General features: G+C 46.6%; 24 protein-coding genes and 1 other annotated feature. All 24 genes read left to right on the top strand.

Translation table 11 applies throughout. The features are described from left to right. The first annotated feature begins 14 nt into the window (after positions 1 to 14). The 24 genes from spoVE (at position 15) to carB (ending at position 26162) form a co-directional block, all read left to right on the top strand. Positions 15 to 1112, top strand: a complete 1098-nt coding sequence (spoVE, locus tag N6H06_RS15620) for a stage V sporulation protein E (RefSeq protein WP_062750778.1) — start codon at positions 15 to 17, stop codon at positions 1110 to 1112. Positions 1113 to 1305: 193 nt separating this feature from the next. Beyond that, positions 1306 to 2067 carry a cell division protein FtsQ/DivIB gene (locus N6H06_RS15615; protein WP_062750777.1) on the top strand — a complete coding sequence of 254 codons (762 nt, stop codon included), beginning with the start codon at positions 1306 to 1308 and terminating at the stop codon, positions 2065 to 2067. 320 nt (positions 2068 to 2387) lie between these two features. Next, on the top strand, positions 2388 to 3683 hold the full coding sequence (ftsA, locus tag N6H06_RS15610) for a cell division protein FtsA (protein ID WP_062750776.1): 1296 nt from the start codon (positions 2388 to 2390) through the stop codon (positions 3681 to 3683). Positions 3684 to 3721: 38 nt separating this feature from the next. Beyond that, positions 3722 to 4843 (top strand): cell division protein FtsZ, encoded by a 1122-nt coding sequence (gene ftsZ, locus N6H06_RS15605; RefSeq protein WP_263707488.1) that lies wholly within the window; start codon positions 3722 to 3724, stop codon positions 4841 to 4843. A 314-nt stretch (positions 4844 to 5157) separates the two neighbouring features. Further along, on the top strand, positions 5158 to 6051 hold the full coding sequence (gene spoIIGA / locus N6H06_RS15600) for a sigma-E processing peptidase SpoIIGA (protein ID WP_062750774.1): 894 nt from the start codon (positions 5158 to 5160) through the stop codon (positions 6049 to 6051). Positions 6052 to 6073: 22 nt separating this feature from the next. Beyond that, positions 6074 to 6787, top strand: a complete 714-nt coding sequence (gene sigE, locus N6H06_RS15595) for an RNA polymerase sporulation sigma factor SigE (protein WP_062750773.1) — start codon at positions 6074 to 6076, stop codon at positions 6785 to 6787. Between the two features lie 184 nt (positions 6788 to 6971). Beyond that, on the top strand, positions 6972 to 7757 hold the full coding sequence (sigG, locus tag N6H06_RS15590; protein ID WP_062750772.1) for an RNA polymerase sporulation sigma factor SigG: 786 nt from the start codon (positions 6972 to 6974) through the stop codon (positions 7755 to 7757). 123 nt (positions 7758 to 7880) lie between these two features. Then, positions 7881 to 8177, top strand: a complete 297-nt coding sequence (locus N6H06_RS15585) for a YlmC/YmxH family sporulation protein (RefSeq protein ID WP_062750771.1) — start codon at positions 7881 to 7883, stop codon at positions 8175 to 8177. Between the two features lie 79 nt (positions 8178 to 8256). Next, entirely contained in the window at positions 8257 to 9081 is an 825-nt protein-coding gene (pgeF, locus tag N6H06_RS15580) for a peptidoglycan editing factor PgeF (protein ID WP_263707487.1), read from the top strand. Between the two features lie 7 nt (positions 9082 to 9088). Next, complete coding sequence (locus N6H06_RS15575) at positions 9089 to 9778, top strand: YggS family pyridoxal phosphate-dependent enzyme (protein WP_263707486.1); 690 nt, start codon at positions 9089 to 9091, stop codon at positions 9776 to 9778. A 17-nt stretch (positions 9779 to 9795) separates the two neighbouring features. Next, positions 9796 to 10263, top strand: coding sequence for a cell division protein SepF (locus tag N6H06_RS15570; protein WP_212953874.1), 468 nt, complete (start codon positions 9796 to 9798; stop codon positions 10261 to 10263). Between the two features lie 9 nt (positions 10264 to 10272). Further along, positions 10273 to 10569 carry a YggT family protein gene (locus N6H06_RS15565; protein ID WP_306204192.1) on the top strand — a complete coding sequence of 99 codons (297 nt, stop codon included), beginning with the start codon at positions 10273 to 10275 and terminating at the stop codon, positions 10567 to 10569. An 11-nt stretch (positions 10570 to 10580) separates the two neighbouring features. Next, a complete protein-coding gene (locus N6H06_RS15560) occupies positions 10581 to 11342 on the top strand; it encodes a YlmH family RNA-binding protein (protein WP_263707485.1) in 762 nt (253 codons plus the stop codon). Between the two features lie 115 nt (positions 11343 to 11457). Then, the gene (locus N6H06_RS15555; protein ID WP_062750828.1) at positions 11458 to 11976 is read left to right on the top strand and encodes a DivIVA domain-containing protein; all 519 of its coding nucleotides are present in this window, start codon (positions 11458 to 11460) and stop codon (positions 11974 to 11976) included. Between the two features lie 56 nt (positions 11977 to 12032). Beyond that, positions 12033 to 12274 (top strand) — a binding site (T-box leader). A 46-nt stretch (positions 12275 to 12320) separates the two neighbouring features. Beyond that, positions 12321 to 15092 carry an isoleucine--tRNA ligase gene (gene ileS, locus N6H06_RS15550; protein ID WP_263707484.1) on the top strand — a complete coding sequence of 924 codons (2772 nt, stop codon included), beginning with the start codon at positions 12321 to 12323 and terminating at the stop codon, positions 15090 to 15092. A gap of 161 nt (positions 15093 to 15253) precedes the next feature. After that, the gene (locus N6H06_RS15545) at positions 15254 to 15877 is read left to right on the top strand and encodes a TraR/DksA C4-type zinc finger protein (RefSeq protein WP_062750766.1); all 624 of its coding nucleotides are present in this window, start codon (positions 15254 to 15256) and stop codon (positions 15875 to 15877) included. 215 nt (positions 15878 to 16092) lie between these two features. Next, positions 16093 to 16548 (top strand): signal peptidase II, encoded by a 456-nt coding sequence (gene lspA, locus N6H06_RS15540; RefSeq protein WP_212953871.1) that lies wholly within the window; start codon positions 16093 to 16095, stop codon positions 16546 to 16548. Further along, positions 16549 to 17457: an RluA family pseudouridine synthase gene (locus N6H06_RS15535; protein ID WP_062750764.1), complete on the top strand. Its 909-nt coding sequence runs from the start codon at positions 16549 to 16551 to the stop codon at positions 17455 to 17457. It abuts the gene before it with no gap. A gap of 161 nt (positions 17458 to 17618) precedes the next feature. Further along, positions 17619 to 18149 carry a bifunctional pyr operon transcriptional regulator/uracil phosphoribosyltransferase PyrR gene (gene pyrR, locus N6H06_RS15530; RefSeq protein ID WP_062750827.1) on the top strand — a complete coding sequence of 177 codons (531 nt, stop codon included), beginning with the start codon at positions 17619 to 17621 and terminating at the stop codon, positions 18147 to 18149. Positions 18150 to 18288: 139 nt separating this feature from the next. Further along, positions 18289 to 19590, top strand: a complete 1302-nt coding sequence (locus tag N6H06_RS15525; RefSeq protein ID WP_062750763.1) for a uracil-xanthine permease family protein — start codon at positions 18289 to 18291, stop codon at positions 19588 to 19590. A 61-nt stretch (positions 19591 to 19651) separates the two neighbouring features. Then, entirely contained in the window at positions 19652 to 20557 is a 906-nt protein-coding gene (locus N6H06_RS15520; protein ID WP_062750762.1) for an aspartate carbamoyltransferase catalytic subunit, read from the top strand. Between the two features lie 35 nt (positions 20558 to 20592). Continuing rightward, on the top strand, positions 20593 to 21876 hold the full coding sequence (locus N6H06_RS15515; RefSeq protein ID WP_263707483.1) for a dihydroorotase: 1284 nt from the start codon (positions 20593 to 20595) through the stop codon (positions 21874 to 21876). Further along, positions 21869 to 22954 (top strand): glutamine-hydrolyzing carbamoyl-phosphate synthase small subunit, encoded by a 1086-nt coding sequence (gene carA / locus N6H06_RS15510; protein ID WP_263707481.1) that lies wholly within the window; start codon positions 21869 to 21871, stop codon positions 22952 to 22954. The genes N6H06_RS15515 and carA overlap by 8 nt, the downstream gene beginning before the upstream one ends. Positions 22955 to 22973: 19 nt before the next feature. Beyond that, positions 22974 to 26162: a carbamoyl-phosphate synthase large subunit gene (gene carB / locus N6H06_RS15505; RefSeq protein ID WP_062750759.1), complete on the top strand. Its 3189-nt coding sequence runs from the start codon at positions 22974 to 22976 to the stop codon at positions 26160 to 26162. Positions 26163 to 26208: the final 46 nt, after the last annotated feature.

Here is a 26208-nt window from a genome sequence, read left to right as displayed (position 1 = left end):
AGCCGAGGTGTGTGATGGGAAAACAGAAATCTGCCCCCGATTTAACTCTACTTGCTGTAACGATTGCGCTTTTAGTCATTGGCTTAATCATGGTTTATAGTGCCAGTGCGGCTTGGGCCTCTTACCGTTTCAGCGATTCGTTTTTCTTTGCAAAACGACAATTGTTTTTTGGCGGAACAGGCGTTTTACTGATGTTTGTGATGATGCGATTAGACTATTGGGTATGGCGCACATACAGCAAGAGCATTTTAATTGTCTGTTTTGCTTTGCTCGTTATTGTGCTTATCCCTGGGGTCGGCCTTGTCCGCGGCGGGGCTCAAAGCTGGCTTGGCGTTGGTGCCTTTTCAATCCAGCCATCTGAGTTTATGAAAATGGCAATGATTATTTTCCTTGCAAAGTTTCTAGCCGATCACCAAAAATGGATTGTTACGATAAAAAAAGGGTTAGTCCCTTCTCTAGGCCTTGTTCTGTTGGCTTTTGCTCTTATTATGATGCAACCTGACCTTGGTACAGGTGCCGTCATGGTTGGAACTTGTACAGTAATGATTTTCACTGCAGGCGCGCGGATCAAGCATTTTGTCGCACTTGGCTTAATCGGTGTGTTCGGATTTGTGGCGCTTATTGCCAGCGCCCCTTACCGAATCCAGCGAATCACCTCTTTTATGGATCCGTGGAGTGACCCACTCGGCAGCGGTTTTCAAATTATCCAATCGTTGCTGGCCATCGGTCCTGGGGGCTTGCTCGGCATGGGCCTTGGCGAAAGCAGGCAAAAATATTTTTATTTGCCTGAGCCACAAACAGACTTTATCTTTGCGATCCTGGCCGAAGAAATGGGGTTTTTAGGTGGAGTGACCGTACTGTTGTTATTTGCGATCCTTTATTGGCGCGGCATCCGTATTGCACTAGGGGCTCCAGACTTGTTCGGAAGCTTTTTGGCCATCGGCATTATTACCATGATTGCCATTCAAGTAATGATTAATATTGGCGTCGTGACAGGGCTAATGCCAGTCACTGGCATTACCCTTCCGCTATTAAGCTATGGAGGGTCGTCGTTAACGCTTATGCTTGTCTCCATCGGTGTGTTGTTAAATATTAGCCGGCATGCAAGATAATGATCGGACAGAGAGCGAAAAATGATCGCTCTCTGTTTGTTGTATTGTAGTGGCAAACAGGAAAACATGCTAAAATGGAGAAATAAGCAACGAAAACATCGTTTCGTGCTAAGTTCAACCAGAATATGGAAACAAGCCGTGAAAAATGATGCCTGTGACTTGTTCGCATTTCGAGCAGTTTGGAGGAGCACAAGTGAGTCAAGATAAAAAAGTGGTATCGGTGAATGAGCGGATTCCAACGTTGCAGGAAAAGCGGAAGCAAAAAGCAAATCGGCGGATCCTCGCATTTATTTTGTTGTTCTTTTTATTGATTGTCGTTTTGGTTTATTTCCAAAGCCCCCTTAGCGGTGTGAAAACCATACATATAAACGGCAACCAACTCGTTGCTGATGAGACGATCTTAGAAGCAAGCGGCCTAGAAGAGGGCATGAATATTTGGCATTTGTCAGAAGGGGAACGGGAAGAGGCAATAACATCATTGAAAGAAATCGAGAGTGCCAAAATTGAACGTGAGCTTCCTGTGTCCGTGCGAATTACTGTAAGCGAGTACCCACGCGTTGGTTATGTCGCTGAAGGGGACACGTATTTGCCGCTATTGCAAAACGGAGAAACGCTTGACCCTGTACCGAACGGACAGCTTGTCGGGGATGCGCCAGTTTTAGTCGGCTTCAACGATGATGAAGTTCTTGCACAGCTTGGAGAGGAGCTTGTTCAAACAGCCCCTGAAATTGTCGGACGGATTTCTGAGATTTTGTTTACGCCAACAAGCACGCAGCCTTCGGAATTAACGCTGTATATGACAGACGGCAATGAAGTCAAAACAAATGTCGAGTCCTTTGCTCAATCGATGCAGCCTTACCCGCAAGTAGCCGCCCAACTTGACCCTGAAAAACAAGGCGTTCTTTATATGAAAATGAGCCCGTATTTCAAAGAAACAGAACATGACAGCCAATAGGCATTTTGATTCAATTTTTGACATCAACATGTAACGCAAGCGCAATACGATGCTTGTTCAAAGCCGCTATGAACTGGTTTGCAAAGGGATGGTTTGGATAAAAAGTAGGACCTAGGAGCCAAGCGGGGGAAGGTTTTGGCTTTTCACCTTCTCCATCTTGGTGTAGACTAAATAGAAAGAGTCTTGCCAGGCTTACTTTTATACATAAGAAACTGCGAGATTTAAAGGATTCCATAAATGCATGTTGAATACTTTACGTACTGGAAAAAAGAACCGATTTTAAAGAGGAGACACCATGACTTTGCAGATGGGGAGGTGCCGTGGTGAGCAGTGACACTTATGTTAGTTTAGATATTGGAACATCCTCTGTACGGGTCATTGTAGCCGAAGTTGCCAATGGCTCAATCAATATATTAGGGGTTGGCAATGTTCCATCCGAAGGAATTAAGAAAGGCACGATTGTTGATATAGATGAAACGGTGAAATCAATTGAACGTGCTGTTGACCAAGCTGAACGCATGGTTGGTATTACGATTAAGCACGTTGTCGTCGGTGTGAACGGCAGCCATGTAGAGCTGTTGCCGTGCCACGGGGTTGTTGCCGTTTCTTCAAGCGATCGGGAAATCGGCGTGGAGGATGTCCGCCGAGTCATGGATGCTGCACAAGTGGTATCCATCCCGCCAGAGCGGGAAATCATCGATGTGATCCCAAAACAATTTATTGTTGATGGCCTTGATGAAATTACAGATCCAAAAGGAATGATTGGCGTCCGTTTGGAAATGGAAGGTACAATGATTACAGGTGCCAAAACCGTTCTTCATAATTTGTTACGCTGCGTAGAACGGGCAGGCTTGGAAGTGGCAGAAATTTGCTTGAATGGGCTGGCGACAGGTGCTGTTGCGGTTTCAAAAGATGAAAAAAGCCTCGGCGTCTGTGTCATCGACATTGGCGGTGGCTCAACAACGATTTCTGTTTTTGAGCAAGGCACGCTGGTGGCTACTTCTGTATTGCCTATAGGCGGTGATCATATTACGAACGATTTGGCTGTCGGCTTGCGCTTGACAACAGAGGAAGCAGAGCGCATTAAATGCAAATACGGCCACGCGTTTATCGAGGAAGCATCCTCCGATGAGCAATTTGCGATCCAAACGGTAGGTTCTAATGAAAAAGAAATGCTTACACAGCTTGATCTTGCTCATATTATCGAGCCACGGGTCGAGGAAATTTTAGAACTGTCGGCAAAAGAGCTCGTCCGCTTAGGGTTTAGGCATTTTCCGAGCGGTTTCGTACTGACTGGCGGGACAGTGATGCTCCCTGGCGTGCTTGAGCTGACAAAGGACATGCTCCAAGGCAATGTCCGTGTGGCCATCCCGAACTACATTGGCGTCCGGGAACCGAAATATACCGTCAGCATCGGTTTAATTCAGTTTGCCCATAAAAATGGACGTGTTCAAGGGAAGGAAGTTGCTGCGGCATTCTCGCAATTATCAGAGGCTGAAACAGCAGACTCTAGTGAAAACAACCAACCACTTCGGACTACTGGGCATGAACCGAAACGCCAGGAAGCAAAAAAAGAATCAAAAATGAAAAGTTGGTTTAAAACATTCTTTGAATAAGAAAAAGCTGTCAGCCAGTCTGGTTAGGGGGAAATAACATGTTTGATTTTGAAATGGATATGGAACAATTAGCGCAAATAAAAGTGATTGGCGTTGGTGGCGGCGGTTCAAACGCAGTCAATCGCATGATTGAAAATGGTCTGCAAGGCGTCGATTTTATTGCAGTCAATACTGATGCACAAGCACTCCATTTATCAAAAGCGGAAAAGAAGTTGCAACTTGGCGGCAAACTTACTCGCGGGCTTGGCGCTGGCGCCAACCCAGAAATAGGCAAGAAAGCGGCAGAAGAAAGCAGAGAACAGCTGGAAGAAGTGCTTACAGGTTCTGATATGGTCTTTATTACTGCTGGAATGGGAGGAGGAACAGGCACCGGAGCAGCTCCTGTTATTGCTGAAGTGGCAAAAGAGCTTGGCGCATTGACGGTCGGTGTTGTGACACGTCCATTCTCTTTTGAAGGCCGTAAGCGGCAAAACCAAGCGATTTCTGGTATTGCAGCATTAAAAGAAAAAGTGGACACATTGATCGTGATCCCAAATGACCGCTTATTGGAAATGGTCGATAAAAATACGCCGATGCTTGAAGCGTTCCGTGAGGCGGACAACGTGTTGCGCCAAGGAGTTCAAGGCATTTCTGATTTAATTGCAACGCCTGGTTTGATCAACCTAGACTTCGCAGACGTCAAAACGGTCATGAGTGAAAAAGGTTCCGCTTTAATGGGCATTGGCGTTGCCACAGGAGAAAACCGGGCGGCGGAGGCTGCCAAAAAAGCGATTTCCAGCCCGCTGTTGGAAACGTCTGTCGATGGGGCACAAGGAGTGCTCATGAATATTACAGGCGGCACGAACTTAAGTTTATATGAAGTCCATGAAGCGGCAGAAATCGTTTCTGAAGCTTGTGACGCAGAAGTGAATATGATATTTGGTTCGATCATCAATGAAAATTTGAAAGATGAAATTGTCGTTACAGTGATTGCAACAGGGTTTGAAGATACGGCAGAAGCAAAACAACCACAAAGCCGTACCATGCCACAACAAAGTGCGCGGCCGCAACCGAAAGAAGAGCCAAAACGTACGGAAGGCCGCCAACAGGCGAGGCAAAAAGAAGAACAGCCAGATACACTCGACATTCCCACGTTTTTGCGCAATCGCCGCAACCGCTAATGGTGAAGAGCGGTTGTTTGTAAAACCGAATCGTCTATTTGGTCCTAGTGTATCTGACACTTAGACTGTTAAACAACTGAACTCAAGCTGATAGAAAACGCTTGTCAAACGACGACGTATACGAGCGTTTGTTCTACAGTCTGAAACCGCTGCTTTCGAGCAGCGGTTTTTTTGCGGTTATTTCCGAGCGGCCGAGAATGGGACAGCGTTTGCCAAAACTTATCAAAATAACATCCTTGCTTGCGCCATAAAGTGACAGACTTTCTTATGAAGATCTACTATACTAAATTCTATCACTGTGAGGGAGCAAGCCAATGACCGTTTACCTCGATTTGATTTGGTTGTTAAATGCAGGGATTGACTACTTGCTGCTTGCGGCTACTGCGCTTTTGTTAAAAAGACGTTTTCGCCAATGGCGCCTTGCCTTGGCGGCGTTATTTGCATCGTTGATTGTCTTTTTGATGTTCACCCCTGCTGCGCCGTTGTTTTTGAATCCTGTTATTAAACTTATTTATTCGGGGCTAATCGTATTCATTGCATTTGGCTACAAACGCTTTTCTTTCTTTCTGCAAAATCTGGCAAGTTTTTATTTTGTCACCTTTGTGACCGGAGGCGGCTTGTTTGCTATGCATTATTTCTTCGAAACCGATACCGACGTGCTGGCGTTTTTGCCAGGTCATGGAGTGGGTGGGAGCATGGTCAGTTGGGCATTCGTGCTTATTGGTTTTCCACTTGCACTTTATTTTTGCAAGCAGCAATTTGGTGCAGTGAAAACCAAACAATTTCATGCGAGCCAGCTGGCAGAAGTTGAGTTTTGGATTGAAGGAATGCCCTTTTTCGCCCAAGGGTTAATTGATACGGGCAACCGTTTAAGGGATCCACTAACGAAAATGCCTGTCATGGTTGCTGAGGCGGCACTGCTTTACAGTGCTTTTGGCAAACAGCAAGTCGACGCACTTCTCGAGTTGGAAGCTGAAAATGAACCGTCACCGCTTATGAAACGGATGCGGCTGATTCCTTACCGTGCCGTTGGGCAAGGAAGTTCCTATATGGCCGCTTTAAAACCTGATCGTGTGAAAATCCGTTACCAAAATGAGGCGTATGAAACGAATCATGTCTTGATTGGATTATCGCGTGAGACGCTATCTCCAGAACAACATTATCGCTGTATTGTCCACCCCCAAATCATGCACGAATATGCAAGCTAAACAGCAAAAGGAGGAACGTTTAATGATTAAATTAAAATTGCAGTTGTTTTGGTACCGGCTTCTAAACAAATTGGGGTTAAAAGCGGATGAGATTTATTACATAGGCGGGAGCGAAGCATTGCCGCCGCCGTTGTCGAAAGAAGAAGAGGCTGACCTATTGGGCAAGCTGCCAAGTGGAGACAAAGCGGTACGTTCTGTGCTCATTGAACGGAACTTGCGCTTAGTTGTCTACATTGCCCGCAAGTTTGAGAACACAGGCATCAATATTGAGGATTTGATTAGCATTGGCACGATTGGCTTAATTAAAGCGGTCAACACTTTTAATCCTGAAAAGAAAATTAAGCTTGCTACGTATGCCTCCCGCTGCATTGAGAATGAAATTTTAATGTACTTGCGGCGAAACAACAAAACACGCTCTGAAGTATCGTTTGATGAACCATTAAACATTGATTGGGATGGCAATGAGCTGTTATTATCCGATGTGCTTGGTACAGAAGAAGACATTATCACGAGAGGGATTGAAGAACGCGTCGACCGCCGTTTGCTTGTCAAGGCGCTCCACACGTTATCAGAGCGGGAGAAACAAATTATGGAACTGCGTTTTGGCTTAGCTGGAGAAGAAGAAAAAACCCAAAAAGATGTCGCCGATATGCTAGGGATCTCCCAATCGTACATTTCCCGTTTAGAAAAGCGCATCATTAAACGGCTGCAAAAAGAATTTAGCAAAATGGTATAAGAAGGAGGGCTCCCAAATGGGATTCCTCCTTTTTTTTCCATAAAAAATTTTTTCCAAGCTTCAACAGCGTCGTGTCAAAGGCCAAATCTTTCTAAGTCATGTGAGCGTGTTTTTGCCGTGCATATTTTTTTTGCCCAGGGAGATACTTTTTTTGACATCATCTTCCGTTTAGGGGGTAAGGAATGTGACTCGAAATAAAGTGGAAATCTGCGGCGTTGACACATCGACGTTGCCAGTTTTAAAGAACGCTGAAATGCGGGAGTTGTTTACGAAGTTGCAAGCCGGCTATGAGCCAGCGAGAGAAACGCTCGTAAATGGGAATTTGCGCTTAGTGTTAAGTGTCATTCAGCGATTTAATAACCGCGGCGAGAACGTAGATGATTTGTTTCAAGTCGGCTGCATTGGATTAATGAAATCAATCGACAACTTTGATTTAAGCCAAAACGTAAAATTTTCAACGTATGCGGTCCCGATGATTATTGGGGAGATTAGACGGTATTTACGGGACAATAATCCAATTCGGGTTTCACGCTCTCTTCGGGATATTGCCTATAAAGCACTGCAAGTGCGCGACCAAATCATGGCAGAAAAAAAACGGGAGAAAGAACCGACAGTGCAAGAGATTGCTGCAGTACTTGAGGTGCCAAAAGAAGATGTTGTCTTTGCTCTAGACGCGATTCAAGATCCTGTCTCCTTGTTCGAACCGATTTATAATGACGGCGGCGATCCAATCTTTGTCATGGACCAAATTAGTGATGAACGAAATAAAGATATAAACTGGGTAGAAGAAATTGCTTTAAAAGAGGCGATGGTCCGCTTAAATGATCGAGAGAAAACGATTTTAAACATGCGTTTCTTTCAAGGGAAAACGCAAATGGAAGTAGCCGAGGAGATCGGCATCTCACAAGCGCAAGTGTCTAGGCTAGAAAAAGGCGCGATCCAACAAATGAATAAACATATAGAATCATGAAGGCTAAAATCGATTTCGATTTTAGCCTTTTGTGTTTCAGTTGCTGCTAGGCTCTACTTTTTTTCATGCCAGGCTGTAAGCGCGCATACGTTTTATAAATGGATAACAGGAGGGAAAAGGAGCATGCAAAAAATTTCGGAGCTATCGCAAAAAGATATTGTCAATATGGAAAATGGCAAACGCCTAGGCCATTTAAATGATTTGGACATCAACTTGGAATCAGGAAAAATTGAGGCAATTGTCATTGCTGGCACAGGAAAAGTCATGCAGCTACTAGGGCAACGGGATGCGGCAGAATTGGTGATCCCATGGAAAAACATTGTTAAAATTGGTTCTGACGTGATTTTAGTTGAAGTGCCGGAACGTTATCAGCCAAAAAGCGGCGCGAGCCCGATGGAGGAGGCAAGGAAGAAAGGATAAGTTTTGTTTCTTGTATGGCATGCCTTGTGATAAACTAAGACCATAAAGGAATTGCAACTAGTCGGGGGGCTTCCACTTAATGGTTGAAGAAAAATGGGAAAAGCGGAGTGAACGCGTGCTGGCGGCAACCGTTTTTTCAAACGTTATGCCAGGCATGTTTGCCGGATTTACAACAAGGCATGGAGGCGTCAGCAAAAGCCCTTATGCCACGTTGAATATGGGCTTTCATGTTGGCGACGACCAAAACGATGTACAAAGAAACCGCAGTCTTGTGGCAGCGGATATAGGGTTTCCCCTAACGAAATGGATTGGTTCAGAGCAAGTCCACCAAGCAGAGATAGCGGAAGTGACGGCGGCAGATGCTGGCAGGGGCGCTGATTGCCTAGAAACAGCGCTTCCTGGTTTAGATGGTATTTACACGCAAGAACAGGGGTTGTTGTTGACAAGCCTGTATGCGGACTGTGTCCCCCTTTACTTTGCGGCGAAGTCGGCTGGCCTCATCGGTCTTTGCCATGCTGGCTGGAAAGGGAGCGTTGCCAAAATTGGCCCGAAACTGGTAGGTATTTGGAAAGAAAAGCATCGTGTGTCTGCAAGCGATGTTTATGTGTTAATTGGGCCAAGCATCCGTGCACCTCATTACGAGGTCGATGAAGTGGTTGCTTCCAAAGTAAAGGATGCCCTCGGCGGCGAAGTTGCTAGTGTGCTGACGCCAACAAAGCCTGGGCATAGCCTGCTGGATTTGCCAATGTTGAACAAGCAGCTGCTAATCGCTTCAGGCGTTAATCCTTCTCATATACATACATCAACTGTATGCACATACGAAAGCGATGCCTTTTTCTCCCACCGCAAAGAAAAGGGGCGAACGGGCAGAATGATGAGCGCAATCGGGTTACAAAAAGGGTGAAAAATCAGTGAGTGTAAATGTTGCAGAAAACGTAGCAAACATAAAAATGCGAGTCAGGCAAGCATGCGAGCGGAGCGGGCGCGCTTTTGATGATGTGCGCATTATCGCCGTCACAAAATATGTTTCTGTCGCTACAGCAAAACAAGCGGTGGAAGCTGGGATTGTTGATATAGGTGAAAACCGGATTGAAGGCGCACTCGAAAAAGCTGCTGCCATTGGCAATGCACGCCTCCATTTTGTCGGTTCGCTTCAATCGAGAAAGGTTAAGAACATTGTCAACGCTGTTTCATGCATCCATTCTTTGGATAGGTTGAGCTTGGCCAAAGAAATTGACAAACGCCTCGAACCAGGAAAGACAATCGATTGTTTTGTACAAGTCAATATTAGCGGGGAACAATCGAAAAATGGACTAGCACCAGAGGAAGTGAGGCCATTTATCAATGAACTGGCCGCTTATCCAGCGGTTCGGGTCATCGGTTTGATGACAATGGCCCCTTTTGAACAAGATGCTGAACAAACGAGGCCGATTTTTTCAGGGCTCAGAGAGCTTCGCGACCAAATACAGGCGGACAAGCTCTCATACGCCCCTTGCACGGAGTTGTCAATGGGAATGTCTAACGATTTTGAAGTTGCGATTGAGGAAGGCGCAACATTTATTCGTCTTGGAACGTCTCTTGTTGACAAAGAGCAGTCGTAAAAAAGGAGAGGAAGGCCATGGGCTTTAAAACAAAGTTCAAGCGTTACTTTAACCTAGATGACCACGTTGAAGAAGTCGAGCGTTATGTAGAAGAACCTGAACAGCGTGATGAACGCCCTGCGCTTGAGAAGGGGATGGCACCAAAGGCGAAGCAGGCGGCAGGGCTGGAACAAAACCAGAACGTTGTAAGCTTGCAAAGTGTGCAAAAATCAGCGAAAATGATATTACTGGAACCGCGCTCTTATGACGAAGCTCAAGAAATTGCCGACCATTTGAAACGACGCAAGGCGGTCGTCATCAATTTATTGCGGATTGAACAAGAGCAAGCGTTAAGAATAGTAGATTTTTTAAGTGGAACCGTTTATGCTATTGGAGGAGACATTCAAAAAATCGGACCAGGCATTTTTCTTTGTACGCCAGACAATGTGGAAATCACTGGATCCATCAGTGATTGGGTCACAAGACAAACAGATAGCACGGTATGAGGAAAGTAGGTGACGGAATCTCAAATGGAAACAATGGTCAACTTTATTTTTAACTTGCTTCAAAATGCGGCATTTTTGTATTTGATAGCGATTTTCATTTACATTCTAATGTCATGGGTGGGGGGCCGCGATTCGGCTTTCGGGCAAGTGCTTGGGAAAGTGGTTGATCCCTATTTAGATATGTTTCGCAGCTTTATCCCGCCACTTGGTATGATTGATTTGTCGCCAGTTGTCGCCATTATTGTCCTCAACTTGGCAAGGCAAGGACTTTATCCTTTGCAGCAAATGATTTTGTCGTGGCTGTAGGTGGATTTAAAATGTATGAACACTTTCGCGAAGAAGAGCGCCCGTTTATTGACCATATCCAAACTCTTCGTGAACAGGCAGCACGCTATCATCAAGAGAAGCTGACTGGTTTTCTTGATCCGCGAATGCAAGAAGTTGCCAAGTCTGTTATTGGCCAAGACGGGGAGATCGATTTGCAGTTTTTTGGCGGAGCCGATGGATGCGAACGTAAACGTGCGTCCATTCGCCCTGCTTACTTAAAAAGTGAGCCAATCGATTGGGAAATTTCCCTTTTTAAAGCTGCCTATGCGAAAAAATTTGTGACATTAACACATAGGGATGTGCTTGGTGCTTTAATGAATACAGGCATGAAACGGGAAACGTTTGGCGATATTTCCGTTACGGGCAATGCGTTTTATGTCGCCTGTACGAAAGAGGCAAGTGCCTATATCGCCATTGCTCTTAAGCAAGTTGGCAAGGCAACGGTCTCTTTAGAAGAAACCGATACGCTTGAGTTGCCTGACGAGATGTGGGAAGAGAAGTCAGTGACTGTTTCCTCTCTACGCTTGGATGCCCTCTTGAGCGCCTTGTATGGCCTATCAAGAGCGAAAGCGGCCGATTTGATCGGCAAAGGGCTGGTGAAAGTCAACTGGAAGGTGATAGAGCATCCTGGCTTCCGTGTGGCGATTGGCGATTATTTGTCTGTAAGAGGAGCTGGCCGGGCTAAAGTATTAAAGCAAGAAGGTGTGACAAAAAAGGACAAGTACCGGCTAGTACTTGGCAAAAAAAGCTAGTCTTACATAGCGAGACAAAGGTGAAGTGGAGGATCTTCCGCGAAAAAGAAGGAAGAAGCAAAGACGATGTCGAAAAAATAAATGGATGATTGAGTCTGTGATGGAGGTGGCTGCGTTGCCTTTAACGCCGTTGGATATTCATAATAAAGAATTTACCCGTGCTTTTCGCGGATATGACGAAGATGAAGTCAATGAGTTTTTGGACCAAGTCATTAAAGACTATGAAGCAGTGCTGCGTGAAAAGAAAGACTTGTTTGAGCAAGTGACTGCGCTTGATGAAAAGCTTTCCCATTTTAACAATATTGAAGAGACGCTAAATAAATCGATTCTCGTTGCACAAGAAGCGGCCGACGATTTGCGCGGCAATGCCCAAAAGGAAGCGCAGTTGATCGTGAAAGAAGCGGAGAAAAATGCGAATCGAATCGTGAATGAGGCGCTTTCGAAGTCACGGAAAGTCATGATGGAAATGGAAGAGCTCAAAAAGCAAGCATCTGTCTATAAAATGCGCTTCAAAATGTTGATTGAAGCACAAATGGAAATGCTGCAAACGGAAGACTGGGAACAGTTTGCCGGGAACGATGATTTTGACGAAGAAGAACTGCTAAAAGAACAGGAAGAGCAGGAAAACGTATAACCAGTTGCATTTTCTGGGAACCGTCCTTATAATGAAAACCATAAAATGAATGAGCGTTAAAAACAAGGATAGGGACAGTGGGCAAACGCGTACATGCCAAAGCGAGCCGGGAATGGTGGAAGCCCGGTGCGTGGCTTGCCCAAAATCGCCCTTGAGTTCTACCTGCGAACCGCACATGTTGATCCGTTTGTGCTAGTAGTGGGGTGCGTGCTGCCTACGTTAACGGCGTGAAAGTGGAAAAGGCGATCGTGCCTTTTCTATGAGGGTGGTACCGCGGGAAAACCTTCTCGTCCCTTTTTTGGGGCGGGAAGGTTTTTGTTTTTAACGATAAAGGAGCGAAAACGGTGGATTATAAACAAACATTGCTAATGCCGAAAACAGCGTTTCCGATGCGTGGCAACTTGCCAAATAGCGAACCGAAACGCCAAGAACAATGGGAAGAGATGGACATTTATAAACAAGTGCAAGAACGCACAAAAGGCCGTCCTTACTTTGTTTTGCATGACGGCCCTCCATATGCAAACGGCGATATTCATATGGGGCACGCACTTAACAAAATCATTAAAGACTTTATCGTGCGCTACAAATCAATGTCCGGGTTTCATGCCCCATATGTTCCTGGGTGGGATACCCATGGCTTGCCGATTGAAACGGCATTAACGAAAAACAAAAAAGTCGACCGAAAGTCAATGAGCATTGCCGATTTTCGCAAGCTTTGCGAAGAGTATGCTCTTGAGCAAATAAATAGTCAACGCCAGCAGTTCATGAGGCTCGGCGTCCGCGGCGATTGGTGGAAGCCATATATTACGTTGGAAAAAGAATTTGAAGCTGAGCAAATCAAAGTCTTCGGTGAAATGGCCAAAAAAGGCTACATCTATAAAGGCAAAAAGCCAGTGTACTGGTCGCCGTCTTCGGAGTCCGCCTTAGCAGAAGCCGAGATCGAATACTATGACAAACGCTCTGCTTCGATTTATGTCGCCTTCCAAGTCGCAGATGGAAAAGGTGTATTGCCTGAAGATGCTGCTTTTGTTATCTGGACGACGACACCATGGACCATTCCTGCAAACTTAGGCATTACAGTCCATCCTCAATTGGAATACAGCGTTGTTCGCACGAACGGCCGTTCATTTGTCGTTGCCAGCGGTTTGCTTGAACATGTCCAAAATGAACTAAATTGGCAAGATGTTGTCGTCGAAAAGACAGTAACAGGAAGCGAATTGGAATATGTTGTCTGCCGCCATCCGTTTTATGATCGTGACTCTCTTGTGATGAATGGCGAGCATGTGACGTTGGACGCCGGTACTGGCTGTGTCCATACTGCCCCTGGGCATGGCGATGATGACTTTGTCGTCGGCCAAAAGTACGGGCTAGACGTATTATGCCCTATTGATGACAAAGGTATAATGACGAGTGAAGCGCCAGGTTTTGAAGGCGAATTTTATGACAACATTAACAAAATGGTGACTGAGAAACTAGAAGCAGTGGACGCACTGTTAAAGCTCGGATTTATTACTCACTCGTACCCTCATGATTGGCGTACGAAAAAGCCTGTCATTTTCCGCGCGACTTCGCAATGGTTTGCCTCCATCGCCAATATTCGCAAGGAATTGCTACAAGCTGTTGCGAATACAAAATGGATTCCAGCGTGGGGGGAAACGCGGCTGCATAATATGGTCCGTGACCGTGGCGACTGGTGCATTTCGCGGCAACGTGCTTGGGGCGTGCCAATTCCGGTTTTTTATGGAGAGGATGGCACAGAAATTATTAGCGAGGAAACGATTGAACATGTCTCGAAATTGTTCCGTGAGCATGGATCAAATGTCTGGTTCGAACGCGAGGCGAAAGACTTGCTGCCGCCAGGGTTCACTTCCCCGCACAGCCCGAATGGCCACTTTACAAAAGAAACCGACATTATGGATGTCTGGTTTGATTCAGGATCGTCGCACCAAGGCGTTTTACGAGAACGAAATGATCTGGTGTTCCCAGCAGACCTTTACTTTGAAGGCAGTGACCAATACCGGGGTTGGTTTAACTCTTCACTATCCACTTCGGTTGCAATCAATGGGGTTGCTCCGTATAAAGGGGTGCTGAGCCACGGCTTTGTTATGGACGGCGAAGGCAAAAAAATGAGCAAGTCCCTTGGCAATATCGTTGTGCCAAATACCGTCATGAAACAGCTTGGCGCCGACATTTTGCGGCTTTGGGTGGCTTCCGTTGATTATCAAGCCGACAGCCGCGTGTCCGATTCGATTTTAAAACAAGTTGCAGAAACATACCGGAAGATCCGCAATACATTCCGCTTTCTGCTCGGCAATTTGCATGATTTTGACCCGAAAACCAACGCTGTGCCACGGGACCAACTAACTGGCGTGCATGCGTTTTTGCTTGTACGTTTAAACGAGCTTACGAAACGTATGCATGAAGGCTACAATGAGTACCAGTTTTTAAATGTCTATAATCACTTCCGCAATTTTTGCACGGTTGAATTGAGTTCCTTTTATATGGACATTTCAAAGGACACCCTTTACATCGAGCACGCCGATCATCCTGAGCGCCGCGCTTTCCAGACTGTGATGTATGAGGTAGTGACGGCACTAGCGAAACTGATTGCTCCTATTCTGCCTCACACCGCAGATGAAGTATGGGAAAACATTCCTGGCGTGAGCGAACAAAGCGTACAGCTCACTGATATGCCAACTGCTGAAGAACTAAGCGGTACAGATGAGTTAAAAGCACACTGGCAAGCATTTATGGATATCCGAGCGGATGTGCTTAAAGCATTAGAAGTGGCTCGCAATGAGAAAGTAATCGGCAAGTCGCTGCAAGCATCGTTGACCCTTTATCCAAATAAGCAAGCGCGTGCTCTACTTGAAGCGACCGAAGGCTTGAAAAAATTATTCATCGTCTCCAATGTACAAATGGCAAATGAAGACGATGAAGTGCCAACGGCCGCCCAGCAATTTGCGGATATTGCTGTACTTGTGGAAAAAGCAGAAGGCGAAACGTGTGAACGTTGTTGGCAAGTCTCCACTACAGTTGGGGAAGATGAAAAGCATCCAACTTTGTGCTTGTCATGTGCCCAAACGGTTAAGCATCACTACAACGACGTCGTTTAAGGTTTGTGTCAACATCAACTCAATGAGGAGTCTAAAGCTAGTCGAGTGTACCATCTCGACTAGCTTTTTTCGTGCTCTTTTGTATTTCCCATCTGGTTAGATTTGCTTGGGCAAAAACGGCTGTTTTTGGTGATGCTAATTTCAAGAAGGGGGAACTTAGCATGGATCAAAAGTGGTTAAAACTAAAACAAGCATTACAACAACAAAAGCAGGGGTTAGAGCAATCGCTTGCCAATCAAATCAATGACCATGATACAGGGGAACTATCTCAGTATGACAACCATCCTGCTGATACAGCGACGGACTTATTCGAACGGGAAAAAGACCAAGCCGTTCACAATCATATGAAAGATGAACTTCACGAAGTCGAACATGCGCTTGCAAAATTTAACGATGGCACGTACGGCATTTGCGAAAAGACAGGGAAAGCGATTCCTTATGAGCGCTTGGAAGCTAATCCAACAGCGAGGACCGTTGTTGAAGAAAGCAGGCCATTTGAGGAGTACCGACCTGTGGAAGAAGATGTCTTAAAAGGTTTTGAAGCCTATAACAACGATGATGAGGACGCTACCTTTTTCGACGGCGAAGATGCATACCAGTCTGTTGCCCGTTTTAATGATACATCGCCAGAATACGACGAGGAAACAGGAGATACAGACGCTTATGGCGCAAACGGAGTAGAGGCGTATGAAGGCTTTTTATCAACTGGTATAGACGGCTATCATGGCCCTGACAGTGTCCAAATTGAACGCAACGACCATTACAAACGATACCGCCGCGACTAAAAAATTGCCACACCTCAAGCGGGCGCTTACAATCAAGTAAACGCTCGCATCCTTCATTACTAAAAATGACTTAGGAGGTGTACGAGTAAACTGAGTAGTGTGTGAAGAAGCGCTGGGTTTTGGGCATCCACTGAAGCGTTTGCCTTAATCTGAAGCGGACATTTTCATAGAATTATGCTACACTTACCGTATGCATATGAAGTGGGGGAAAAGCAATGGCATACATAGTGGCACTGATCATTATCGCACTAGATCAGTTAACAAAGTGGCTAGTCGTAACTTATATGGAGCTGGGCGAACGAATCCCGATTATCGATCAAGTCCTTTACCTCTATTCACATCGTAATACAGGAGCCGCTTTCGGTATTTTGCAAGGAAAAATGTGGTTCTTTTACATTGTTACAATCATCATTGTCGGTGTGATCATTTATCTTATCCAAACAGAAGCAAAAGGCAACCGCTTGTTAAAAATCGCTCTCGGACTTGTGCTAGGAGGGGCGATCGGCAATTTCATTGACCGCCTTATGCGCCAAGAAGTCGTCGATTTTATCGATACATTTGGCGATTTTCCGATTTTTAATATTGCTGATTCAGCGTTAACCATTGGCGTTGGCCTTTTTTTACTAAACATACTGATTCAAGCACGCAATGAAAAAAGGAGCACACCGTAAATGGAGCAATGGGTCATTACAAAAGAAAACCACGAACAGCGAATTGATAAAGTGGTCGTTGATTTGCACGGACAAGCATCACGGACAGCTGTCCAACGCTGGATCAATGAAGGCGCTGTGCTTGTCAATGGGAAAGAAGTCAAAACAAATTCGAAAGTTCTGCAAGGTGACAAAGTCACGCTCACAGAACCAGAAGCCCAGGAAGTGGAGCTTTTGGGGGAGGATATCCCATTAGACGTTGTTTATGAAGATAGTGATGTGATCGTCGTTAATAAGCCCCGCGGCATGGTTGTCCACCCTGCTCCCGGGCATGAAAGCGGCACGCTCGTCAATGCGTTGCTGTTTCACTGTAAAGACCTCTCGGGCATAAATGGCGAGATTCGTCCAGGGATTGTCCACCGTATTGACAAAGACACATCAGGGCTTATTATGGCCGCTAAACATGATGTTGCTCATGAGCATTTGGCGGCCCAGCTAAAGGCAAAGACGACTGAAAGACGTTACAAAGCAATCGTTCATGGTGTGATCCCACATGCAAAAGGGACGATTGACGCGCCGATCGGCCGTGACCAAAAAGACCGCCAGAAGATGGCCGTCACCCATGTCAACAGCCGGCCGGCAGTGACTCATTTTACATTGGAGGAAACGTTTAACCAATATAGTTATGTTTCTTGTGAATTGGAAACGGGAAGAACACACCAAATCCGCGTCCATTTTCACTATATTGGTCATCCATTAGCAGGCGATCCGAAATATGGGCCGAAAAAAACGCTTCCGATCAATGGCCAAGCCTTGCACGCGGAAACACTTGGCTTTACCCATCCGCGAACAGGGGAACGGCTCCGCTTTTCTGCACCTCTCCCAGCAGAGATGGAAAAATTGCTCGTTGATTTGCGAAATCCCCATTGACAACCATTGACTAGTTTGCAATAATGATTGAGATAGAAAGCGTCCTTTAAACGAGTCCTGTGAGGCTGGCAAGGAGACGGAATGGCATAGGTGAAGTATGCCAAAAATCCCTGCTGGCCATTAGGACAGCAGGGATTTTTTGTACAGAGGAGGGGATCGCAATTTCGAGAATCATTTTAGATGGCGATGCGATTCGCCGCGCCATTACACGAATGTCCCACGAAGTGATTGAACGCAATAAAGGCGTAGACAACTGTGTGATTGTCGGCATTAAAACACGTGGTATTTATTTGGCCAAACGGCTAGCTGAACGGATTGAGGAGATTGAAGGGCAGGCTGTTCCTGTCGGCGAAGTCGATATTACCCTTTACCGGGATGACCTGACGCCGTCTACATCAAACAATGAGCCGCTTTTGCGTGGCACCAATATCCCAGTTAACGTTACCGGCCGTACCATTATTCTTGTCGATGATGTCCTTTATACTGGGCGGACAGTGCGAGCTGCTCTTGATGCACTGGTCGATCTCGGTCGTCCAGCATCGATCCAACTTGCTGTGCTCATTGACCGTGGGCACCGGGAACTGCCGATCCGTCCTGATTATGTTGGCAAGAATGTGCCGACCTCTAAAAAAGAACGAATTTCGGCGCAACTACGGGAAGTAGACGCCCAAGACGCTGTTACAATTATATAAACCCTCTTTAAATGCAGTCCAGTGAGGCTGGCAAGAGGACCGAAACGCACGCTGTTTTTTTGCCTGCGCTTCTTTCTTGCCGCCTCCTGTGTTTGCACAGGAGGTTTTTTATTAGCTTAGGAAGCGAAGGAGATCAATTATGAAACAAACGAACATGAGATTAGGCATCAAAGAAATCCCACGCCCTGGAGAGTGGTTGCTGTTTAGCTTACAGCATTTATGCGCCATGTTTGGGGCAACTGTACTTGTACCCTTTCTTGTCGGCATGAGCCCGGCTACAGCTCTTTTTTCAAGCGGTCTCGGTACACTTGCATTTATTCTTGTCACGAGAGGGCAAGTTCCTGCATACCTCGGCTCCAGCTTTGCCTTTATCGTGCCACTTACCAGTGCGCAAGCACTTGGTGGTTTAGAGGGAGCGATGGTCGGCAGTTTCTTTGCGGGTTTGGTATATGGCATTGTCGCCCTATTTATCAAATTTGCTGGTACAGGCTGGATTACAAAAGTATTGCCACCAATCGTTGTCGGCCCAGTGATTATGGTGATTGGGTTAAGCCTCGCCACAACCGCTGTAGGAAATGCCATGTATTTGCCTGGTTCAGAAGAATATAGTCTCATTCATATCGCTACGGCAGGCGTTACCTTGTTCGTAGCTGTCGTCGCAACGATGTATTTTAAAGGGTTTTTGAACTTAATCCCAATTTTGTTAGGTTTAATTGCTGGCTATTTGTTCGCACTTTGGCAAGGGTTGATTGATTTGGAGCCGATCCGCGCAGCCAGCTGGTTTTCTGTGCCTGAACTAATCGTTCCGTTTGTGACGTATTCGCCAACTGTTAACTGGGCGATTGTTGCCATCATGGCGCCAGTTGCTCTTGTAACGCTTGCAGAACACACGGGCCAATTGATGGTGCTAAGTAAAGTGGCTGGCAAAAACTTTCTTAAGCAACCAGGGATGCACAGAACAGTGATGGGGGATGGGGTGGCGACAATGATTGCAGCCGCAATTGGCGGTCCACCAAACACCACTTATGGCGAAAACGTCGGTGTTGTCGCCATCACGAGAGTGTTCAGCGTATTTGTTGTCGGCGGCGCCGCGATGTTGGCCATCGCCTTCGCCTTTGTCGGCAAAGTTTCTGCACTGATTAGTTCGATTCCTCAAGCAGTGATGGGTGGTGTTTCGATTCTCCTGTTTGGCATTATTGCCTCGGCTGGCATTCGAATGCTTGTTGATAACCGTGTTGACATGGGTGAAAAACGAAATATGGTGATTGCTTCCATTATCCTTGTCGTTGGCATTGGCGGCGCAGCGATCCGCTTTACCGATTCGTTTGAAATTGCCGGCATGTCCCTTGCAACTATCATCGGCCTTATTCTTCACGGATTGTTACCGAACCGCAGTGTTAGTTACGGACAAAAAGACATGTTTGAATCAGACGCCCGTTAAAGGCGCTGGTTCACGCCTGGTTGTTGCCATAGACGTTTGCTTAAAAAAGGAGGCCAACTGCATGTTAAGCGCACAAATCGAGAAAGCAACGCAAAAAGGCTTGTGTACGATGAATGAACTGAGCGTTAACGAGGTGTTAGACCTCCTGAAGACGGCAGAAGCATTTGCGGCTGGAGCTATTTGGAAACCACAAACGCAAATGTTTGTAGCGAACTTGTTTTTTGAACCGAGCACGAGAACCCGTTTTAGCTTTGAAGTCGCTGAGCGGCGCCTCGGCTTAGAAGTGTTGCAATTCGATGGTCAACACACGAGTACGCAAAAAGGAGAGAGCCTTTATGATACAGCACGCACGCTCGAATCCATTGGTGCAAGCGCGCTTGTCATTCGCCATCGCCAAGATGCTTACTTTCATGAATTAAAAGGGCTGCCGGTGCCAATCATTAATGCAGGCGATGGCTGCGGCAACCATCCAACCCAATCACTGCTTGATTTATTGACAATCAAACAAGAATTCAGCTCGTTTTCAGGCTTACATGTTGTCATTGCTGGTGACTTGGCTCATAGCCGTGTAGCTCGCTCCAATGCAGACATTTTGACAAGGCTCGGTGCTCGTGTGTCCGTTGCTGGGCCTGATGAGTGGATGGGCGAGTTTACAGATAGGTATACGCATCTCTCGATGGACGAAGCAGCTAGACAAGCAGATGTGCTCATGATGCTTCGCGTCCAGCATGAACGTCATGATGGCAACGCGCTATTTTCCAAAGAGGCGTACCATCAAGCCTATGGTTTAACCGAACAACGGGAAGCGATGATGGCAAATCGGAGTATCATCATGCATCCCGCACCTGTTAACAGAGGTGTAGAAATCGCCAGCGTGCTCGTTGAGTGCAAACGGTCACGGATTTACAAACAGAGCGCCAATGGCGTTGCCGTACGCATGGCTGTGTTAAAGCGGGCGCTTGCATAACGGCAATTAGACTACAAAAAAGGGGATGAGCGACAATGGCAGTGAAGGTGACTGGTGGGTTTATTCTGGACGAAAATGGGGAGCAAGTAGCAAAAGATGTGTATATAAAAGATGGAAAAATTGTCGAGCATGTTGCTGAAGGCGACATTCGCGAACAATTGGATGCAACAGGCTTATTGATCAGCCCGGGTTTTGTCGATGTACATGTTCATTTGCGTGAACCAGGTGGGGAGAAGAAAGAAACGATTGAGACAGGGACAAAAGCTGCGGCAAGGGGTGGCTTTACGACAGTGGCAGCTATGCCCAATACGCGCCCTGTTCCTGACAATGCCGAACAATTGAATCTGTTGCAAGCGCGTATTTCTGAGGCGGCAGTGGTGCGGGTGCTTCCTTATGCTTCGATTACAACAAGGCAACTTGGCAAAGAGTTAACGGATTTTAAGGCATTAAAAGAAGCGGGCGCATTCGCTTTTACAGACGATGGCGTCGGCATTCAAGAAGCGGGAATGATGCTAGCGGCAATGAAAGAAGCAGCGGCATTAAATATGACAGTCGTCGCACACTGCGAAGACAATTCGCTCATAAACGGAGGTGCTGTTCATGAAGGCCATTATGCGAAAGCGCATGGCTTGAACGGAATTCCCTCTGTTTGCGAAGCCGTCCATATCGCCCGTGATGTATTGCTTGCCGAAGCTGCTGGTGCCCACTATCATGTCTGTCATGTTTCGACAAAAGAATCGGTGCGGACGATCCGTGATGCGAAAAAAGCCGGCATACGCGTAACCGCAGAAGTGACGCCACATCACTTGCTTTTATGCGAAGACGATATCAGTGGCAATGATCCGAATTTTAAAATGAATCCGCCTCTTCGCGCAAAAGAAGACCGTGAGGCATTAGTAGCCGGGTTGCTCGATGGCACGATTGATTTCATTGCGACGGACCATGCGCCGCATACAGAAGAAGAAAAGAGTACTTCGCTTGAACGGGCGCCTTTTGGCATCGTCGGATTGGAAACAGCCTTTCCGCTTTTATATACACATCTTGTCAAGCCAGGAACGTTTACGCTGAAGCAGCTTGTCGATTGGTTGACCGTCAAACCAGCGCAAACATTTCATCTCCCGTATGGGACACTCCATGTTGGGGCAGCAGCCGATCTAACACTGATTGACTTAGAGGCAAATGAAACGATTGACCCAAGTACGTTTTGGTCGAAAGGCAAAAATACCCCTTTTGCTGGTTGGGAGTGTGCAGGCATCCCACAAGCGACGATTGTGGCAGGAAAAACCGTGTATAAAAAGGAGCGTATCACCAATGAATAAACTGCTTGTTCTTGAAGACGGGACGGTTTTAAGAGGAGAAGGATTTGGCGCCGATGTCGAAATGAGCGGGGAAGTCGTCTTCAATACGGGCATGACTGGCTATCAAGAAATTTTGTCTGACCCCTCTTATTGCGGTCAAATCGTGATGTTGACATATCCGCTAATTGGCAATTATGGCATTAACCGTGACGATTTTGAATCGCTGCAACCAGCGATTGCTGGATTGATTGTGCGTGAAATCGAGCACGAACCAAGCCATTGGCGCAAGCAAGAATCGTTGCATGACCTACTTGCCGCCAAAGGCATTCCTGGGATTGCTGGCATTGATACACGCATGCTGACGAGAAAAATCCGTGCCCATGGCACACGCCGCGGCCGTATTTGCGATCTTAATGTTGACGTAGAACAAGTGGCAAGGAGCTTGCGGGAAAGCAAGCCACTTACTGACCAAGTTGCCCGCGTGTCAACCAATACTGCTTACCATGTACCAGGGAAAGGAATGCGGGTTGCTTTAATCGATTGCGGCACGAAACACGGCATTCTGCAATCACTGATCGACCGCCATTGTGATGTCGTCGTTGTCCCTTATAACACGGCTGCAGAAGAAATTAAGCGCCTTGGCGTCGATGGGGTGCTCGTTTCAAATGGACCAGGCGACCCAAAAAATGTTCCAGAGACAGTGGAAACAGTCAAGCAATTGCTTGGCGACATCCCGCTTTTCGGCATTTGTTTAGGCCACCAATTGCTGGCGCTTGCTTGTGGGGCTACGACGAGCAAAATGACATTTGGCCACCGCGGTTCCAACCACCCAGTACGGGAGCTCGCTACTGGACGAATTGACATTACCGCACAAAACCACGGTTATACAGTCGATGCTACGTCATTGGAAGGAACTGCCCTCGAGCTGACACATGTGGCTGTTAATGATGGCTCCGTTGAAGGCCTTCGCCATAAAGAAGGGGATGCATTTAGTGTGCAATACCATCCAGAAGCGTCTCCTGGCCCTCATGACGCCAGCCATTTATTTGATACGTTTATCCACATAATGATCGAAAAAAAAGGAAAAGTTTACGCATAACAGCTAGGAGCGTGTGAATATGCCAAAACGGACAGACTTAACAAAAATACTTGTTATCGGCTCAGGGCCTATTGTAATCGGGCAGGCAGCAGAGTTTGATTATGCCGGAACGCAGGCATGCCAAGCGCTGAAAGAAGAAGGTTATGAAGTCATTTTAATTAATTCGAACCCAGCGACAATCATGACAGATACAGCAATGGCGGATAGGGTTTATATCGAACCGCTCACGCTTGAATTTGTTACCCGCATTATCCGCAAAGAACGCCCCGATGGTCTTTTGCCGACATTAGGCGGACAAACGGGCTTAAACATGGCGCTTGAATTAAAAAATGCTGGGATTCTTGAGCAGTATCAAATCGAGCTGCTCGGTACAAAACTAGATGCAATTGAACAAGCAGAAGACAGGGAACAATTTCGGGCGTTAATGAACGTGCTTGGCGAACCAGTTCCAGAAAGTGAAATCGTCCATACGCTTGACGAAGCGTTCGCCTTTGTCAAAACGATTGGCTACCCTGTCATTATTCGTCCAGCCTATACGCTTGGCGGCACTGGCGGTGGAATTGCTTACAATGATGAAGATTTAGCAGAAATCGTTGCGAGCGGATTAAAATACAGCCCTGTTACACAATGTTTAGTCGAAAAGAGCATTGCTGGTTTTAAAGAAGTCGAATACGAAGTGATGCGTGACAGCAAAGATGAAGCCATCGTTGTCTGCAACATGGAAAACTTTGATCCTGTTGGTGTCCACACTGGCGATTCCATCGTCTTTGCACCTAGCCAAACCCTTTCTGATAACGACTACCAAATGTTGCGGAATTCAGCACTATCGATTATCCGCGCCCTTGGCATAGAAGGTGGCTGCAATGTCCAGTTTGCCCTTGATGCACACAGCGACCAGTATTACATCATCGAAGTTAATCCGCGGGTGAGCCGTTCTTCTGCGCTGGCCTCGAAAGCGACAGGCTACCCGATTGCGAAAATCGCAGCTAAAATTGCAGTCGGCTACCATTTGGATGAGTTGAAAAATCCAGTAACAGAAACGACGTATGCCAGCTTTGAACCGACCCTTGACTATGTCGTCGCGAAAATTCCGCGCTGGCCGTTTGATAAATTCGAATCAGCCAACCGCAAGCTTGGCACGCAAATGAAAGCGACAGGAGAAGTGATGGCGATCGGCCGCTCCCTGGAAGAATCGCTTTTAAAAGCGATTCGCTCTCTAGAAGCTGGCTATGACCATTTATTTGATGAACAGTTAGAAAAGAAGCCGGAAGGCGAGCTATTAGAAAAAATAGCAAAAGCAGACGATGAACGGCTGTTTGCGATTGGCGCGTTGCTGCGAAAAGGCGTTTCAGTAGAAACCATTTATGAAACAACGAGCATCGACCGCTTTTTCTTGCAAAAACTAGCGCGTATTGTTGCTCTAGAAGAAACGATAAACGAGGCCCGTAGCAGTGAGGCCATGTTATTGCGGCTGAAACGTGCTGGCTTTTCAGATTCCTACATTGGCCGCAAATGGGGCAGTGAAGAGAAGGATGTTTTTGCAGTAAGGCAACAAGCAGGGATTGTTCCCGTCTATAAAATGGTTGACACATGTGCAGCAGAATTTGCTTCACCAACGCCTTACTTCTACAGCACCTATGAACAAGAGAATGAGTCACAGCGGACAGAAAAAGAGAGCATTCTTGTATTAGGCTCAGGCCCTATCCGCATTGGACAAGGAATTGAGTTCGACTATGCGACTGTCCATACAGTATGGGCCATTAAGGAAGCCGGTTATGAAGCCATTATTATGAACAACAATCCAGAAACGGTGTCAACAGACTTTTCCACTTCCGACAAACTCTACTTTGAGCCATTGACAGTCGAAGATGTGATGCACGTCGTCGGCTTAGAGAAACCAAAAGGCGTAATCGTCCAATTTGGCGGGCAAACGGCTATTAATCTAGCAGCGGCTTTAGCAGAGCGGGGCGTCTCCATTATTGGCACAACGCTTGAAGACATGGACAGGGCAGAAGACCGGGACAAGTTTGAACAAACACTAGTAGAACTAGGGATTCCACAGCCGCTTGGCAAAACAGCCACATCCGTTGACGGAGCTGTCGCTATTGCCCGTAAAATCGGCTATCCTGTTCTAGTGCGCCCTTCGTATGTCCTCGGCGGCCGGGCAATGGAGATTGTTTACCATGAGGAAGAGTTGCTGCGCTACATGCAGACGGCAGTTAAAGTGAATCCGAAGCACCCTGTGCTTGTCGACCGCTATTTGACAGGAAAAGAACTAGAAGTGGATGCGATTAGTGATGGCAACGACGTTTATATTCCTGGGATTATGGAACATATTGAACGGGCAGGCGTCCATTCTGGCGATTCGATTGCTGTTTATCCGCCGCAAACCGTGCCAGATCATTTGAAGCAACGCTTAATTGAGCGGACAACGAGCATTGCCAAAGGTTTAAACATTGTAGGCCTTTTGAACATCCAGTTTGTTTGGCATAAAGACGACGTCTATGTCCTTGAGGTAAACCCACGCTCAAGCCGGACTGTGCCATTTTTAAGCAAAATTACGGGCGTGCCAATGGCTAAGGTTGCTACGCATGTCATGCTCGGCAAAACACTGCGCCAGCTTGGCTACCAATCAGGCTACCACCCAGAGACGGAGGAAGTGTCTGTAAAAGTGCCAGTGTTCTCCTTTGCCAAATTGCGCCGTGTCGATATTTCCCTCGGCCCGGAAATGAAATCAACTGGTGAAGTAATGGGACGGGATCAAACGTTGGAAAAAGCGCTCTACAAGGGCCTTGTCGCTTCAGGGATGAACATCCCCGCACACGGCGCGGTATTGTTTACAATCGCTGATAAAGATAAAAACGAATCGGTCAGCATCGCCAAACGGTTCCATGAAATTGGCTATAGCCTTGTGGCCACATCAGGAACGGCAAACGTGCTGGCAGAAGCGGGAATCCCTGTCAAAGTCGTTAACAAAATTAATGAAGGGGAACCCCATTTGCTTGATCTAATCCGCCAAGGCGAAGTCCAGTTTGTCATTAACACGTTGACCAGAGGCAAACAGCCAGCGCGGGATGGTTTTCGGATTCGCCGTGAGTCCGTTGAAAATGGCGTTGTCTGCTTAACGTCAATTGATACAGCACAAGCGCTGCTCAGCGTACTTGAGTCGATTACGTTTGCAACTTGGAGCATGCCGCAACACGGGTAAATTTTTCTGAGCCACATGCCTAAAGCTTGTGGCTCTGTATGTATGA

Origin of the sequence: Shouchella tritolerans, assembly GCF_025770735.1 — a bacterium.
Classification (GTDB): Bacteria; Bacillota; Bacilli; order Bacillales; family Bacillaceae_D; genus Shouchella; species Shouchella tritolerans.
Note: the sequence above shows the minus strand (reverse complement) of the source record. Positions and strands in the feature narration are given on the sequence as shown.

Coding starts and splice junctions, on each gene's coding strand:
- spoVE (WP_062750778.1), top strand. CDS start 15: ATGGGAAAACAGAAATCTGCCCCCGATTTAACTCTACTTGCTGTAACG.
- ftsZ (WP_263707488.1), top strand. CDS start 3,722: ATGTTTGATTTTGAAATGGATATGGAACAATTAGCGCAAATAAAAGTG.
- spoIIGA (WP_062750774.1), top strand. CDS start 5,158: ATGACCGTTTACCTCGATTTGATTTGGTTGTTAAATGCAGGGATTGAC.
- sigE (WP_062750773.1), top strand. CDS start 6,074: ATGATTAAATTAAAATTGCAGTTGTTTTGGTACCGGCTTCTAAACAAA.
- N6H06_RS15585 (WP_062750771.1), top strand. CDS start 7,881: ATGCAAAAAATTTCGGAGCTATCGCAAAAAGATATTGTCAATATGGAA.
- pgeF (WP_263707487.1), top strand. CDS start 8,257: ATGGTTGAAGAAAAATGGGAAAAGCGGAGTGAACGCGTGCTGGCGGCA.
- N6H06_RS15570 (WP_212953874.1), top strand. CDS start 9,796: ATGGGCTTTAAAACAAAGTTCAAGCGTTACTTTAACCTAGATGACCAC.
- N6H06_RS15560 (WP_263707485.1), top strand. CDS start 10,581: ATGTATGAACACTTTCGCGAAGAAGAGCGCCCGTTTATTGACCATATC.
- N6H06_RS15545 (WP_062750766.1), top strand. CDS start 15,254: ATGGATCAAAAGTGGTTAAAACTAAAACAAGCATTACAACAACAAAAG.
- lspA (WP_212953871.1), top strand. CDS start 16,093: ATGGCATACATAGTGGCACTGATCATTATCGCACTAGATCAGTTAACA.
- N6H06_RS15535 (WP_062750764.1), top strand. CDS start 16,549: ATGGAGCAATGGGTCATTACAAAAGAAAACCACGAACAGCGAATTGAT.
- N6H06_RS15525 (WP_062750763.1), top strand. CDS start 18,289: ATGAAACAAACGAACATGAGATTAGGCATCAAAGAAATCCCACGCCCT.
- N6H06_RS15520 (WP_062750762.1), top strand. CDS start 19,652: ATGTTAAGCGCACAAATCGAGAAAGCAACGCAAAAAGGCTTGTGTACG.
- N6H06_RS15515 (WP_263707483.1), top strand. CDS start 20,593: ATGGCAGTGAAGGTGACTGGTGGGTTTATTCTGGACGAAAATGGGGAG.
- carA (WP_263707481.1), top strand. CDS start 21,869: ATGAATAAACTGCTTGTTCTTGAAGACGGGACGGTTTTAAGAGGAGAA.
- carB (WP_062750759.1), top strand. CDS start 22,974: ATGCCAAAACGGACAGACTTAACAAAAATACTTGTTATCGGCTCAGGG.